Origin of the sequence: Algoriphagus kandeliae, assembly GCF_004571135.1 — a bacterium.
GTDB lineage: Bacteria > Bacteroidota > Bacteroidia > Cytophagales > Cyclobacteriaceae > Algoriphagus > Algoriphagus kandeliae.
The window spans coordinates 386,881-402,971 of record NZ_SPSB01000004.1 but is presented as its reverse complement, the minus strand read 5'-3'; the positions used below and the strand labels follow the sequence as shown (position 1 = coordinate 402,971).

General features: G+C 42.3%; 11 protein-coding genes. 7 read left to right on the top strand and 4 right to left on the bottom strand.

Annotated elements, in window-relative coordinates; all coding sequences use genetic code 11:
- Positions 1–7 precede the first annotated feature (7 nt).
- The 3 genes from E4S40_RS14025 (at position 8) to E4S40_RS14015 (ending at position 3,259) form a co-directional block, all read left to right on the top strand.
- Positions 8–853, top strand: coding sequence for a serine O-acetyltransferase (locus E4S40_RS14025; protein ID WP_135075407.1), 846 nt, complete (start codon positions 8–10; stop codon positions 851–853).
- The gene (gene cysM, locus E4S40_RS14020; RefSeq protein ID WP_135075404.1) at positions 840–1,718 is read left to right on the top strand and encodes a cysteine synthase CysM; all 879 of its coding nucleotides are present in this window, start codon (positions 840–842) and stop codon (positions 1,716–1,718) included. The genes E4S40_RS14025 and cysM overlap by 14 nt, the downstream gene beginning before the upstream one ends.
- A 320-nt stretch (positions 1,719–2,038) precedes the next feature.
- Positions 2,039–3,259 (top strand): MFS transporter, encoded by a 1,221-nt coding sequence (locus tag E4S40_RS14015; RefSeq protein WP_135075401.1) that lies wholly within the window; start codon positions 2,039–2,041, stop codon positions 3,257–3,259.
- Positions 3,260–3,270: 11 nt separating this feature from the next.
- Here the strand turns inward: E4S40_RS14015 and E4S40_RS14010 are convergent, their stop codons facing one another.
- Entirely contained in the window at positions 3,271–4,182 is a 912-nt protein-coding gene (locus tag E4S40_RS14010) for a sugar phosphate isomerase/epimerase family protein (RefSeq protein ID WP_135075399.1), read from the bottom strand.
- Positions 4,183–4,294: 112 nt separating this feature from the next.
- Here E4S40_RS14010 and E4S40_RS14005 point away from each other — a divergent pair, with 112 nt between their 5' ends.
- Genes E4S40_RS14005 through E4S40_RS13990 form a run of 4 tightly spaced genes read left to right on the top strand, consistent with a single transcriptional unit; the run spans position 4,295 to position 10,540 of the window.
- Complete coding sequence (locus E4S40_RS14005; RefSeq protein WP_135075396.1) at positions 4,295–5,011, top strand: hypothetical protein; 717 nt, start codon at positions 4,295–4,297, stop codon at positions 5,009–5,011.
- Positions 5,008–7,758 carry a TonB-dependent receptor gene (locus tag E4S40_RS14000; RefSeq protein ID WP_135075393.1) on the top strand — a complete coding sequence of 917 codons (2,751 nt, stop codon included), beginning with the start codon at positions 5,008–5,010 and terminating at the stop codon, positions 7,756–7,758. Before E4S40_RS14005 ends, E4S40_RS14000 begins: the two co-directional genes overlap by 4 nt.
- Positions 7,758–8,912 carry a DUF4249 domain-containing protein gene (locus E4S40_RS13995; protein WP_135075390.1) on the top strand — a complete coding sequence of 385 codons (1,155 nt, stop codon included), beginning with the start codon at positions 7,758–7,760 and terminating at the stop codon, positions 8,910–8,912. The genes E4S40_RS14000 and E4S40_RS13995 overlap by 1 nt, the downstream gene beginning before the upstream one ends.
- 2 nt (positions 8,913–8,914) lie before the next feature.
- Positions 8,915–10,540, top strand: a complete 1,626-nt coding sequence (locus E4S40_RS13990) for a hypothetical protein (RefSeq protein ID WP_135075387.1) — start codon at positions 8,915–8,917, stop codon at positions 10,538–10,540.
- A 10-nt stretch (positions 10,541–10,550) separates the two neighbouring features.
- On the opposite strand, the gene E4S40_RS13985 is transcribed toward E4S40_RS13990, so the two are convergent.
- From E4S40_RS13985 to mdh, 3 genes are all read right to left on the bottom strand, one after another.
- Entirely contained in the window at positions 10,551–12,215 is a 1,665-nt protein-coding gene (locus E4S40_RS13985; protein WP_135075384.1) for a mechanosensitive ion channel family protein, read from the bottom strand.
- Between the two features lie 41 nt (positions 12,216–12,256).
- Positions 12,257–14,959 (bottom strand): hypothetical protein, encoded by a 2,703-nt coding sequence (locus E4S40_RS13980; protein ID WP_135075381.1) that lies wholly within the window; start codon positions 14,957–14,959, stop codon positions 12,257–12,259.
- Between the two features lie 92 nt (positions 14,960–15,051).
- Positions 15,052–15,987, bottom strand: coding sequence for a malate dehydrogenase (gene mdh, locus E4S40_RS13975; protein ID WP_135075378.1), 936 nt, complete (start codon positions 15,985–15,987; stop codon positions 15,052–15,054).
- Between the last annotated feature and the right edge of the window lie 104 nt (positions 15,988–16,091).

Here is a 16,091-nt window from a genome sequence, read left to right as displayed (position 1 = left end):
CTATTCGATGAATTCATTACTGAAAAAAATCTACCAAGCACATCAGGAATGCTCTGATTGCCCTTCCCCTCAGGTTGTTCAGCATTTTTTCGAAAATCTTTTGGGACTTTTATTTCCTGAGCATTCGGTTCAAAAAATAAAAGAGGAAAGCGAACTCAAAGCCAAGCTGAATGAGCTTCAAGAGCGGCTCTCTAAGATTTTGGAACGAAATACCCACTTGCATGGTCAGGATGGAAGAAAGCTCGCGGCTCAGTTTTTTGCCAATTTGGAGAGGGTTTATGATTGGGTCAATCAAGATGTGGACGCCATGTATGCAGGTGACCCTGCTGCAAAATCCCGTACGGAAATTCTCAGATCCTATCCCGGATTTTATGCCATCGCAGCTTATCGGATTGCCAATGAACTTCATCTATTAGGGATCAAATTGATTCCGAGAATGATTACTGAATTGGCACACAGCCGAACCGGAATTGATATTCACCCAGGTGCTCGGATTGGTCAGCATTTCTGCATTGATCACGGTACAGGGGTGGTTATTGGAGAGACGACTGTAATCGGTAATCATGTGAAAATCTATCAAGGCGTTACCTTAGGTGCCTTGAGCGTGGAAAAAGCCGATGCGGACGTGAAGCGACATCCAACTATCGAAGATGAGGTGGTGATCTATGCGGGTGCTACCATTTTGGGAGGGAAGACGGTTATTGGAAAGGGAAGTACAATCGGAGGTAATGTGTGGTTGACCAAATCCATTCCTGCCGGTTCCAAGGTTTACTATCAAGCCAAGATGTACCATGCGGATTCGGATGTGACAGATTTGTACGTTTTTAAAAATGATCCAGATGCAACTAGTTGATTTGATTGGAAATACTCCTTTGGTAGAGTTGGTGCATATTCCTACTAATCCTAATGTCAAAATCCTTTGCAAAATGGAAGGACAAAACCCCGGGGGAAGTGTGAAGGACCGTGCAGCTTACAATATGCTAAAGTCCGCATTGGACCGAGGAGACATCAAAAAAGGAGATAAGCTTGTCGAAGCGACAAGTGGAAATACAGGTATTGCTCTAGCAATGGTTTCCAAGGTCCTTGGCTTGGATATGACCTTGATTATGCCGGATAATTCTACCCGGGAGCGGGTATTGTCCATGGAAGCCTATGGCGCCAAAGTCATTTTAACTCCAGCTGCTCAAACCATCGAATATTCACGGGTCTTAGCGGAAAAGATGCGGGATGAGGAAGGGTACTTTATGCTAAATCAGTTTGGGAATAGCGATAATTATCTGGCTCATTATAAAAGTACCGGTCCCGAAATCTGGAGAGATACTGAAGGAAAAGTCACCCATTTTGTTTCCGCTATGGGGACTACAGGTACGATCATGGGCGTTTCCATGTTTTTGAAAGAGATGAATCCTGCTATTCAAATTGTAGGAACGCAACCAACTGAAGGATCCAGTATTCCTGGAATCAGACGCTGGTCTCCTGAATTTTTACCAGCTATTTTTGATGCTTCCCGAGTTGATCGGGTTATTGATGTCAGTCAGGACCAAGCTACTCAAATGACACGAAGAATGGCTAAAGAAGAAGGAATTTTGGCGGGAATGAGTAGTGGAGGTGCGTTGCATGCTGCCATCGAACTTTCCAAAGAACTGGAAGAAGGACTTATTGTCTGCATTACTTGCGACCGAGGCGATCGCTATTTAAGTTCGGATTTGTTTGGATAAAGAAATTTGAATTTCCTAAAGTTCATGGGGTTCGCATCGGGGATAATGCTTTATGCTTACAATCACCCTTTCCTCAAGTTTCACCTACAAGTAAAAAAATTTTGACTTCGCTCAGGGTCTTTGTGAAAAAGTATTTTTGGCTAAATCCATGGTTCCTGCTTAGACTAAATATTCATTTAACTTCTGGTTAGGAAAAGATTAGACGATCTGTTTCCCGATTTTTTTATTTTCGGACCATTCTATCCAATTGGGTTCATTCCTTTTCGTGACGCATATCACCAAAAAATTGACTGAAATGGCCCAATTTTGCACTCCATCTCATGAACAAAATCATCAAACTCGGCCTAAAAGAAAATTGGCGACAATTTGTATTGTTGGTCCTTGTCAATGCTCTAGTCGGAGGGATGATTGGGTTGGAGCGATCGATCTTTCCGGAATTTGCCAGTAGTCAGTTTGGGATTTCGTCTCACGTTGCCATTCTTTCCTTTATCACAGCCTTCGGGATAAGTAAGGCGGTTGCTAATTACTATACTGGTCGCCTAGCGAATCGATTGGGGAGAAAAAATTTGTTGGTCATCGGTTGGTTCATTGCGATTCCGGTGCCATTCCTATTGATTTTTGCTCCGACCTGGGGCTTTGTGGTCTTTTCAAATGTACTATTGGGAATCAGTCAAGGTCTCACATGGAGTAGCACTGTTTTGATGAAGATTGACTTGGTCGGAGAGAAGGACCGTGGCTTTGCCATGGGAATCAATGAGTTTGCCGGATATTTGGCCGTAGGCATCGTTGCTTTTCTGACGGGATTTATGGCCGATCGTTTTGGGATTTGGCCCTACCCCTTTATTCTTGGAATTTTCATCTCCTTGTTGGGTTTGGGTTTATCTGTGGTTTGGGTTCAGGATACCCGGTTTTTTGTGAAAAAAGAAAGTCAGACCTCATCCATTTCCTCGCTTAAACAGGTGTTTCGTGAAACTACCTTAAAAAACAAGACCTTAAGTGCCGTCACACAAGCGGGCTTGGTCAACAACCTGAATGATGGTATGATGTGGGGGTTGTTTCCCATTTTGCTTTTTTCGCTGGATTTTGACTCGGAAAACACAGGGCTCCTGACTGCTATCTATCCGACAGTCTGGGGTGTCAGTCAACTTTTTACCGGGAAAATGGCGGATTGTTTCCCCAAAAAATCCATGCTCGTATGGGGAATGTTGATGCAAGGAGTGGCGATACTTCTGCTCTCGGTAAGCAGTATCACCACAAGCCTGGTACTGCTTTCCATTGCCCTTGGGGTTGGTACTGCATTGGTTTATCCGACATTTCTTTCCACCATTGCATCGGTGACCCATCCCGAACAGCGAGCAGAAAGTATCGGGGTGTTTAGATTGTGGCGTGATTTGGGATATGGCATCGGAGCGATTGTATCTGGGATTGCGGCAGATTTTTTTGGCGTCCATTATGCCATAGCGCTAATTGGGGTGATTACCATCCTTTCGGCTGGAATTATTCAGGTCCGAATGCCAAAACCCATCCCTACTACCTCTTGATTATCGGAGTTTTAAAAGAACCGTTTCATCTTCTCCAAACCTTCTTTTACGACCACTGCTGCATCCATGGCATAGTAGGTTGGGTTAAAGAGTTCTAGGGAAAGAATCACCGGAGTCCCTTTTGCCTTGAGCGTGTCGGCGAGTTCCTGCATGGGTGCTGCTCCATCTCCTGGGAATACCCGATCCTTGTCCTGTTGCTCCAAGCGTGGGATGTCACCCGGCACATCATTCAAATGGAAAATATCAATCGCCTGACCATCGAGCAATTTCATTCCTTCAAAACCAGATCCTCCTCTGAATAGGTGATAGACGTCTGCGAGAATTTTGGCATCCGGATCATCTGCTACAGCAGCCACCATCATGGCTTGCCCTAAGTGATGGAAGGAGGGATAAGCTCCCCAAAATTCCAATTGAGGCATGACTCCGGTTTTCCGACCTAGGTCCAAAAGCTTTTTATACTTTTTACCTGCCTGCATCAGGTCCAAGGGGGCTTCTGTTCCGATAGCCGGAGCAGCTACTCGAGGGCAACCCAAATCTGCCAAGATTCCCATTTCCTTTTCCATCTGGGCAAAACCTGCCTTGCTCTTTTCTTCATCCTGAGCCATCCAAGTTGGGAAGCCTATGCAGTCAAAAAATTCCAAACCTGCATCAGATGCCAGTTTTTTCAGGGAAGCCAAGCTCTTTCCACTTTCCAGATAGGCTTGGATTTCCATCATCCAAGGTTCAAATCCGTCATAACCTGCCCGAGCTGTCAGTTCAATGATTTCTGGAAGACTGAGTTTTTGTCCCCGAATGGTGGAGGTGTTCAGGGAAAATTTAAAGCTAGTCTCTCTCTTGACAGTGGGCTTTGCTTCGGCGTTCATTGCCACCCCGGCTAAAGGTGCCAAAGCAAGTGATTTGAGCAGGTTTCTACGATTGATCATGAGGATTCAGAAATTTTTGTAGCATTTTTTTCCCTTCCATCGTAAAGGGAAACCATTTAAAGATATTTTTAAAAATAAACATCTTCGATTGGAATCTATCGTAATTTCATCCATGCGGAAAATTATTTTTTCTTGGGGTTTGTGTGCCCTACTAGCGGTTTCGGCTTGGTCCCAGACCGTCAACGAGAACTTGGCGAATCTTGAAAAGTATCAGGAGGAGCTTCCCTTTTTCCAGGAATTGATCACCGGGGCTCAATATCCGGAACCGCCACGGAATTATGATGGCTTTCCTTACCTAGAGACTCGTTCCTTCGAAAATGGAGGCTTGACCATCAACCGGGTATTTTATCCGGATGTGCCGCTGCTTTATGATATCCGCTTTGATCAGGTGATTACCTTTCACCCGCTTTTTTCTCAAAAACTCCTAATCAATCCTGCTAAAGTCAATGGCTTTGTACTGGCAAATGGGAATGAATTCAGGAAGTTGAAAGGGAATGAAAACTATCTGTATGATAAAAATGGATTCTATGAAATCATTGCAGAAGGTGCTTATTTATTGGTTTCAAAACATTACAAAGTTGAAAAGCCCGCCCGTGAATTGGGGGACTATGTAGGCTACTATTTAGAATATGAGGATTTTTTTCTGGTGAAGAATGAGCAGTTTTTTCCGATTAAGAAAAAGAAAGATGCCATCAAGCAGCTACAAGTTGAAAAGAAGGCGGTTCGGGAAAATCTTACCAGAAAGGGTATCTACTATAATCAAAACCGCCGCAAATACTTAATTGCTTTATTGGAGCTTTCTCCGAATTCCCCATCTGATTCCTTATGAAGTTTATCCGATTTTTAATATTTCTTTTGTTGCTGTTTGGTTGGGGAGCTCCGGAGCTACTTGCACAAACTTCTCAGAAATTCTCTGGGTTTTTTGCCGGGATCTCCTTTGAGCGCTTTGTGGAAAGAATAGAGTCCGAAAGTGATTTCCGATTCATTTATTCTAAGCAGGATTTATCGGGTTTTTCGGTGAATATCCAAGCAAATGACAGCGAGTTAAAAGACCTGCTGGAAACCCTCTTTTCGGATACGGATTTCAAATTTTCCATTGCTGCCGATCATCGGGTATTTATTACCCGAGGGGAAAAGCTGACGGTGAATTTTTCCAGAGATTATTTTGAGGCTAAAGCTCCTAGTGATGTGAATGCCATGGGGACAAAAGGAACTGAATTAGGCGCTTTTGCTAAAAACATGCGCTTCGAAATTGGGAAAGACAAGGAAGACCCATCGCGGAAAACTGCCATCCTTAGCGGAAAAGTCAGCAATATCGATAATGGGGAGCCCATGCTTGGAACCGTCATTTTCGAAAAGGTGGATTACAATAAGACCATCACTGACACGGATGGGAATTACAAGCTTGAATTACCCAAGGGTAGGCATACGCTTTTTATCCAGAATCCAGGAGGCTATCAGGAGCAACGTCAAATCGAATTGTTTGGAGATGGGGTGCTCGATATGGAAGTACAGGAAAGCTTCCTTTCACTGGATGAAATAGTGGTGAGTTCTGGTGCGCTCAACAACATCAATAAACTGGATATGGGTGTTCAGGCTATAAGCATTGCAGATGTACGAAAACTGCCCGCTGTTTTAGGAGAAGTTGACATCTTGAGAGGAGTGCTTACTATGCCAGGAGTGAATACGGTAGGAGAGGCTAGTGTGGGCTTTAATGTGCGTGGAGGAGCTGCTGACCAGAATTTGATTCTCTATAATCAATCCACCATTTTCAATCCATCCCATGTTTTTGGTTTCTTTTCTGCATTCAATCCGGATATGGTTTCAGGAGTGGAATTGTACAAAGGTTCTGTTCCGGTCAATTATGGTGGAAGACTTTCTTCGGTGCTTCAGGTGGAGCCAAAATTTGGCAGATCGGATAAGATCGGAGGAAGCGGAGGTATAGGGATTATGACGGGTCGATTGAGTTTGGAAGGGCCGATTGGAGAGAAAACGACATTCATTATAGGTGGACGAACTACCTACTCCAATTGGGCACTAGACCTGCTTGATGATGAGGCTGCTTTGGAAGGCTCGAGTGCTTCTTTTTATGACCTGAATGCCAATATCCGTCATGAGTTCAATGATAAGAATCAACTGGAAATCACCTCCTATATTTCCAAAGATGACTTTGCCTTTGATTTGGATACGACCTATTCCTATGAGAATTTGAATTTGGCCGCTACTTGGAGACACTTTTTCAATGAGCAGCTAGAAGGGAAGTTTACCATGGGCTCGGATAATTACCAATTCGGCATCATCGGAGCAGACAATCTGCTAAATGCTTATCAATTTCAATTTGATGTCAGCCAACTTCACCTTCGGGCTGATTTCGAATATCGGAAAGGAGAGGACCATATTTATAAGTTTGGAATCCATGGAATTCAATACGAATTGAATCCGGGAACCAATAGCCCTTATGGACCGGAATCCATTGTGATTCCTGAGGATTTGGAGGATGAAAAGGCAAGGGAAATTTCTGTCTATTTCGGTGATGAATGGACCCTCAGCGAACAGCTTTCAGTCAGCTTTGGCGGGCGGTACATGTTTTATCAGCTTTTGGGTCCTTTGACAGTAAATCAATATGTGCCAAATGCTCCGATTACGGATAGCAATGTAATTGGTGAGGAGACTTTTGAGTCAGGAGAGTCGGTCCAAACATACCACGGACCTGAATTCAGAGTTTCGGCCCGCTTTACTTTGGATAATCAATCCTCCGTGAAGATGGGCTTCAATACCATGCGGCAAAATATCCATCTTTTGTCTAATACTTCCGCGATTGCCCCGACGGATTCCTGGAAGCTAAGTGATCGCTATATCAAGCCGCAAAATGGAGGGCAGGCATCGGTTGGCTATTACCGAAATATGGCCTTAAATACCTTGGAATTTTCTGCGGAGGTGTATTATCGCTATATGAATAATCTCCTGGATTACCGCTCAGGAGCTAGCATTATTTTGAATGAAAATATTGAGCAAGACGTCTTGAATACCGAAGGTAAGGCCTATGGGTTGGAATTATTGCTGAAGAAATCTACCGGAAAATTGACTGGATCTTTGGCCTATACTTATTCACGCTCTTTGTTGCGGACTTCTGATGAGCCGAGTATCGAAAAAATCAACAATGGGGAGTTTTATCCGAGCAATTTTGATCAACCTCATCACGCTACCTTGGTGGGTAATTATGAGGTGAGCAAGCGTGTAAACGTAACCTTAAATGGAAATTACAGTACGGGTCGGCCTGTGACTTTGCCTATCGCCAAATTTGAATATGCAAGTTCGGAGCGGGTTTATTTCTCCGATAGAAATGCTTACCGAATTCCTGATTATTTCCGATTGGATCTTTCTGTGAATTTGGAAGGGAATCACAAGGTACGAAAATTAGCTCATTCTTCCTGGTCCGTTGGCGTGTATAATGTGCTCGGCAGAAGCAATCCTTACTCAGTTTATTATGCTCCCGTAGATGGACAGTTGCGTGGCTATCAGTTGTCCATTTTTGCAAGACCTATTCCATTCATTACCTATAATTTCAAATTTTAATGAGACATATTTTATTTTTCGGATTAGGATTAATTGGGTTATTGGCTTCCTGTCGGGAACCTTTCGAGCCTGAGATCGACCCAGTGGATTTGAATGTATTGGTAGTGGAGGGTTATTTGGATTCTGAAGGGACTCCAAGCCTGCTTACCTTAAACTATACCCAGCCAATTCAGGGGCAAGGCCAGCCTAATTCTCTGGTTTTGGGAGCGGATATTTATTTGGAAAGTTTGGGTGGAGAACGGTTTCCATTTATTGAATTGGGAGATGGAGTCTATCAGTTTCAGCATGATATTTCAGAATCAGATAGCTATCGCTTGCGTATTTTCCTTTGGGATGGCACGAGCTACACTTCCGAGGAACTTCAACCTTTGATTACTCCCGATATTATTGATGTAGGTTTTGAAGAAAATGAAAATGGAGTGGAAATATTTTTGACTACTCAGGGTGATGAAAACGCCGATGATTTCCTTTGGACCTATGAGGAGACTTGGGCTTTTCGGCCTCCATTTACTTCCCTGGTAAAATACGTTCCCGAGACCCAAGAAATTGTACCACGTAGTAACGAGGAGCGAATAGATATTTGTTATATGAGTCGAAGAAACTCAGATTTATTGCTAGAAACCTCCTCCCGTTTTCAGGATCAGTTTGTCTTTCGTCAGGCTATCCGACAAATAGATCAAGGAGATGAGCGACTTTCGGTGCGCTATAGTATCTTGATTTCTCAAAAAGCGATAAGCAAAGAGGACTCTGAGTTTTGGGAAATTTTGAAGAAAAACACAGATGATTTGGGTTCCATTTTTAGTCCGCTTCCCTCTTTGATTGGGGGAAATATCCGACAGGATCAAAATCCCGACGCACCGGTTATCGGGCAGGTGAGTTTGGGTGTTGTTCGCCAAAAACGAATGTTTATTGACAATCAAGAGGTAGCACCTTGGCGGCCTGATGTGGAAGATTATTTCGGTTGTGTGACCGAGCCGGATACAGTTTTAGTGGCCAATTACGATCAATATTTCCGAGCTGGGGGAAATCTTCCTACTACCCCTGTTTTTCTGGAAAATGGATTTGAGCCGATTGGCTATCGCTATGCCCGGGCTTCCTGTGTGGATTGTACCCGAAGAGGAACAAATGTCAAACCTGATTTTTGGGAGGATTAAGTATGGTAAAAATATTTAAGGGACTGTTATTTGCGGTCTTTTCGCTCTTGATCCTCTTTCCAAAGCTTTCACTTGGACAAGAAGTACTTGCTGAATCGGTATCTTATTCCATTCCCAAGACCATTTATTTTACTGGGGAAAAGATTTGGATTCAAGCCCAAGTACTTCAGGGAAATTCCCCAACTTCTTCCCATGTTTTGTATGCTGAGCTGTTGAATCGAGAAAATCAATCGGTTCATCTGGCTAAGCTACTATTGGAAAAAGGAGAGGTGTTTCATTTTCTGGAAATACCAGATGATATTCCTTCTGATAATTATTTGCTTCGGGTTTATACTAGAATTAGCCCCATTTTGGATTTGGAAAATGGGCTTCAGCAGCAGTTTGTGACCGTTTTCAATCCGAGTATTCCCCCTCAGGTTAGGACTGAATTAGCAAGTGTTTTTGAAACAGAAGTAGAAACTAATTCCAGTCTGAACCTTTCCAAGCAAAGCCTTTTTCCCGGAGAAAGGTTAACTGTTTCTTGGGGATCGCTTTCGAATGTTTCTGAAGTAATTGTTCGGGTAAAGAATCCATATTTAAATATGGATTGGCTTATTTCCTCTTCGGAAATCTATGATGGAAAGATTGAGGGGAATTTACTTCCTGAGCTTTTTGGACATATCGTAGCGGCTCAAGTGGATCCTCGAACGGTTGATACCACGAAGGTTTATTTCCTATCAGTCCATGGGAGGGAGTCTGCGCTTTACACGGATCGTCCTGATTCAGAGGGGAATCTTTATTTTGATATTGGGGGCTTAAAGCACTGGGATTTTATGATTGCCCAAGCAGATCAAAATGGAAGCCTTTTGGATTTTGAGTTTCGCTCACCGGCAATTCAGACAAACTTTAAGCAGGGATTTGAATTTCCTGAATTAGTGATAAGTACTAAGGACCAACCTTATCTTCAAGAGTTGTTGATCAGTAGAGGGGTGCAGACCTTTTTCATAGAAAAATACTCTCAAGAGCCTGTTCCCGTGGTTACTGGATTTGTGGCGGATCGCACCTTTATGCTGGATGATTATACCCGCTTTGAGTCTGTGGAAACCGTGATCAAGGAATATGTACCTATGATTTCTGTACGCACTCGAAAAGGCTTAAAGGAATTTCGGTCCATCAATGAAAATGGGGGTGTCTTTTCCGGTAATCCCTTAATGTTGGTAGATGGAATGCCGGTTTTTGATTCAGATCAGTTGGCCTCATTCAACCCGAAGAATTTTGAAAAGCTGGAAGTCCTTTCCCGCTTGTTTTACCTGAATGATCGGGAGTTTGAAGGTGTGATGAGTTTTTCTTCCTATCAAAGTAATGTGGGAGGATTCCCTTTGCCTAGTAATGCTTTTTTTACCCAAACTCCTGGAATCCAAATTCCAGTAGAATTATTACAGCCGATTACTGCAATTCCTGAAGATGCAGGCGATTATCGATCTATTCTTTTTTGGTCAGCAGATAAAATGTCTGAAATGCCAAAAACGAATAGTTTTACTGTAACCATTCCAAATCTTTTCGTTCCCTTCGAAGTGGAGGTCATTTCAAAATCTCCTCAAGGCGAAGAAGTTAGAAACAAAGCTAGTTTTTGGGTGAAGAAGGATTGATTGACCTGAATCAATCCTTTTTCCCAAGCTCTTTGGATAAGAAATCGCTCAACTTTCTTTGGTAATCCGCATTATCGCTAGGATAGACTGGCACCAATCCTTTTTTCTCCGGGAAGCTTTCCATGTGCAAAGTCTGTGTAGGGAAAGCAAAGCGCACACCCAATGAATTGGCAAGTTTCACGATTTGAATTAAGATCTCGTGTCTGGCTCGCAATTCTTCCGGCCAGGTAGGAACTTCAAAGAAAATGTAAAACATCACATCCTGACTGTAGGCCGAAAGATTGTTGAAATAGATATTGAAGTAATCCTTTCGGGTATCCGGATGTGCAAGGACGATTTCCTTCAAGCCCTTTACAAACTCATCGATCAACTGTGGAGGAGTGTCATAGGTTACGGTAAGGGTAGAGTAGAAACGACGGTACTTTCTAAGGCCGTGATTGTCAAGAATCGCATCGGCAATTTTTCCGTTAGGGACATACATGACAGAATTTCGGAAAGTACGGATTCGAGTCGATCGAAACCCTACTTCTTCGACAGTTCCATCAATTTCTCCTGAAGTAATCCAATCTCCAACTTGAAAAGGCTTGTCGATGAAGATCATAATGGACCCAAAGAAATTCTTGATGGTATCCTGAGCTGCCAAGGCGATTGCCACACCACCAATAGAAAGTCCTGTCAGGAATGGAATAATGTCCAGATTTAAGCCATCTCTCAGGATAAACAGGGTACCAATGATGATTACAAATGCCTTGAGTGTTTTCCGAAGGAGTGGAACTAATTGATCATCTAAGGTTGATTCTGTTTTGGTTGCCAGTCTTGCGAAGTACACGGCCAGCACATTGACCAACTTGTAGAAGATCAAGGTTAGTAAAAGTGGCTTCAAGGTTCTCAAAATCACCACCATCCACGACCAAATTTCTACAGGTAGCTGTAGAACCGGAAGAAGGATGGACAAGATTTGAGCAATGATAAAGTAGCTGACTACTTTGGCAACGGGAAGAAGGTAGTTTTCTCCTATTTGCTGATAATTGAATTTTCGGAAGAAATAGACCAATACCCGATCTACTAAAAAGGTCAGTAGAAAGTGGCTGACAAACACTAAAAGAATAATAAAAAACAAACCGAAAAGCTGCCAGGAATAGAGTCCTAAGTATCGATCATTTCCAATTTTTGGAAGTAAGTTTAGCAATCTATCTGTACCATAAGGATAGGTTTTCTTGTGTAGCTCATCAATTTGGCTTACTGTGAAAGCAGAGAATTTCCACTCTGAACCTCTTTTTTCTAGGAAAACTCCGGGTAATTTATCCTTGTCGAAATAGTAGATGTCCTCATTTATAAGGCCTGTCGTGTCCTGATAATTGGCGAGTCTTGGAATTTGACTGGCTCGAATGATGATTCCCTGACCTTCAAATACCTGCTTAAGTTTGATACTTAATCTGGTTCCGTCTGCCTCATCAATACCGTTTAAGTTTAATGTGAAGGCAGCTTTTTCAGGAAAGAAATTATTATCCTCCAAATTGTGAAAGAAAGTCAGCGTAGTATGATAGGGGGTGCTGAGATTAGCTCGATTGGAATCAGAAATGGAGGCTGCATTATCTCGAATCAGTTGGGCATGTAACTGAAGAGAAATCAGGAATAAAAAAGATAGGCTGAGTATGATTTTTCGAAGCTTCATTTTCGAAATAGTTTTCTTTTTAACAGGAGTTCTGAAATTGCTTAAGCTGATAGCAAGTAAGAAACCAAACGGTTTCCGGTAATCGTTCTAATCAGGTATTGATTATTTCGCTGGTCATAGCTAATCTGAATCGAGCCAGAACTATCCAATGGTAAATTAGTAAGCAGATTTCCACTAAGATCATAAAGGAAAGCAAAGTTTTGCTCTGGATCTACGACTACAAAAATCTGACGATCTCCACCAAAATCAAAATATTGGTAAATCAAGTTCCCCTCGGATACCCGTAGATTGAACAATTCCTCTTCTTTGGAATTGAATGCTTTCAATTGGTTGTAAGTTTTGGAAATGATCAGGAAGGATTGATTTCGTTGATCTGGGATCAAGAAGAACTCACTGTCCCTATCATCTTTGATGAGTTGATTTCGATTGATCACTTCTCCATCAAAGTTAACTTGAATTACTTGTCCGTCTTGAGTTACTCCCGTCAATCCATATTGATTGGAAGCGTTCATTCTACCAAAGAATAAACCTGAATTGAACTCTCCACTCAAATCAAAAGGAGAACCTTCCTGGGCTTCGCCTCTTCGATTGAATAAATGTAATTTTCCACTTTTTGAAAGGGTACCCATGTAATCTCCTTTTCCAGGAACGCGGAAATGGTTAGGGTTTTGGAAACTTGGATCTCCGATTGAATTGGGATTCCATCCGTCCAGTCTAGTCCCAGTTTTATCCAGCAAGAATAAATCCCCTTCAGCAGTAGCCAAGAAATAGCGATACTCTCGGTTATTGTCATAATCTACTAACTGTAGATGGGTTAGCTTTTGATCAAAATTGAAAGGGTATCCTGTTAATGGATTTCCTAAACGATCGATTCCATAGACTTTGTCAGCAGTCGCAAGTAAGACTTGAAGTTTGTCGTTTTTATAATAATCTACCTGAAAAGCATCTCCTAGAATTTTTCCTGAAAGTGGAGCGCTGTAAACCAAAGTACCGTCAGAATTTAGGAGGTGGAAGACATGGTTTTCATCCTGAACGATGATGTCTTCAGTGCCGTCTTGATAATTGATAATGGATTGAGGACCCCAAATCAACCGGTTTTCAAATTCAATTTGCTTTTGGGAAGCAAGGCTTACCGATGCATGAGCCTCTACTGGGACCGGGGCGGAATCATCAAAAGGAACCAGAATACTGCTCTTTTTTTGACTACCAACCTGATTGATTCGCAAAGTCAGGTAATCAAAAGAGGTAAAAGACGGCCGATACCGCTGAAAGAAAGAGCTCCAAGATGAATTGGCCTGTTCGGTCCAGCTGTTCCAAATTTCTTTCAATCGATAAGTTTGAGAAAAACCAGCACTTGGACTAATGACAGTTTTTAGATTTTCAGGAAATCTTGAATAGCCCCAAGTGAACCCACCTTCCAAATCATCAATCAACATTTTCATTGCCGATTGAGAATTGGCGAAGAATAAGAGGTTGCCCCGTTTTGTAATGAAGGTTTGGGGGAATCCCTGAAATTTGCTAGAGAATAAATATGCCGGTAACTCCTCGGTTCCTACAAAAAATATCTCAGCATTCCGGTAAAAATCAGGGTAGGTAGGATTCTCCTGTTCCAAGTAGCTTCTCAGAATACTAATTGGAGCGTTATCATTGATAATTCTGGAGACAAGGATGAGGTTTTTGCTTCCATCAGAATTGGGCTCTAACTCTTGGAAATATAATTCGCCGCTTAAGCCATCCAAAAATCCTTGGTCAATAAGATTTCGCTGGACTTCCCCTTGAATCGTTGATTTTGGAGTGAAGCCACGATTTGTCAATTCTTGAATCTCAAAAATCCCGGGTAAGTTGTATTGGGTAATTGATAATGCTCTCGCGGAAATGCCTTCCTGAATTTCACTCCAATTGGCTTGCAAAGAAGGAGTGAAAGTAACCTGATCGAAGAGTGAAATTTCTCCTTCTAGTCGAATTTGGTTCGAGTCTAAAATTAAATCGTAAGCAGCCTGGGCATCCAGATTTTCGAGTGATTTGATCTGAATGCTTTCTCGGTCTTTGGAAGTACCTTTTATCAAATGTGCTATGCTTTTTCCGCTAAGCCAAAGCCTTCCCAGGCTACCTTTTTCTTGGGTGATTGTAAAATCTTCCCAAGAGCTTGAAATGCTTTGTGGAGCCTCATACATTCGGATTGCTTCCTCCACCAAAAAAGAAGACTCTGAAAATACTAGTAGCCCCCCTAAGTGGGCAAAACTGTAGAGTCGTTCATCAGTACCTTTGACAACTTCTAATATTTCAATGTCTGTATAGTTTCGGTCTGTAATTTTTATATCAGCAGGAATTTGGTTGCGTAGAGAGGCTAGAAGATTCTCAAATTCAGATTTTTCTTGTTGCAAAATGTAAAGCAATTCGAAGTTCTCAGTTCCGATGGGATGGTAAGAAATGCTTAAAAGATTTCCATTAAGAAGCCTAGAAATTTGCCCTTGATATCCTGTGAGGCTGTCTAATTGTGAGAGATTTTCCGCGATTTCTTCAAAAGCAGGGAAATTGCTGATTTTTTTCCACAAAGAATGATTGACTAAGGTGTTCCAGCTTTGGTCAGCTTGTTCGGTTTCAAAAATAAAAACCGCATTATCACTGATTAATTGGCGGTTTTGGAGTTGGGGTTCGGAAGAATACTTAGAATATAACCAGTATCCTGTAGCGGCAGTTACCAAGATGATGGCGAGGATGAGTGCGCTTTTTCCGATGTTCACCGTGCTGGATTTTTTTATGGTTAAATACAAAAATCAGACCCGGAATTTGACTTGGTCAAGCCATATCCCGGGTCTGTATGAAAAGGAGGTGATTAATTGGACAATTTATCCAATACGCTCATTACCTCTTTTACGTGTCCTCTAGAGACCTCGAGAAGAGCTTTTTCTTCCTCATTCAAATCGAGTTCGATTACTTTCTCGATACCGTTTTTACCCAAGATAACTGGTACGCCTAGGTAGCAATCATCGATTCCATATTCTCCATCCAATTTGATACAAACCGGGAATACGCGACGCTGATTTTTCAAGATAGCTTCCACCATTTGAGCTGCTGCAGAACCTGGTGCATACCAAGCAGATGTTCCCATCAACTTCACAAGCTCGCCACCGCCAAACTTGGTTCTCTCGATGATAGCATCCAGCTTATCCTTTTCGATCAATTCAGTTACAGGAATACCTGCCACAGTAGTGTATCTAGGAAGTGGTACCATGGTGTCTCCATGTCCACCCATTAGGATGGCTTGAATTTCTTTTCCAGAAACGTTCAATTCTTCCGCCAAAAATGCTCTGTATCTAGCAGTATCCAAAATACCCGCCATACCCATTACTTTGGTACGAGGAAGCTTGGAAGTCAAATGTGCCTGATAAGTCATCACGTCAAGTGGGTTGGAAACGACGATGATGATAGCATTTGGAGAATATTTGATCACATTTTCAGTTACGGACTTTACGATGCCCGCATTGGTTTCGATCAAGTCATCCCGGGTCATTCCAGGTTTTCTTGGCAAGCCAGAAGTGATCACCACTACATCAGAATTGGCAGTCTTTGAATAATCGTTTGTACTTCCTACAGTTCGGGAATCATATTGATTGATAGGAGCCTTTTGCCAGATATCCAGTGCCTTTCCTTCGGCTACACCTTCTTTGATATCTACCAAAACAATCTCTTCCGCGATTTCGCGATAGGCCAAAACGTCAGCACAGGTTGCCCCAACGTTTCCAGCCCCAACTACGGTTACTTTGCTCATGATTTTATGGATTTTATAAATGATAATTGCGTAAAAAGCGACGCTAAGTTAATTAACAATGACAGGATTAGAAACCCGAAAGGGAATACTTTGTTAAGCGGAAA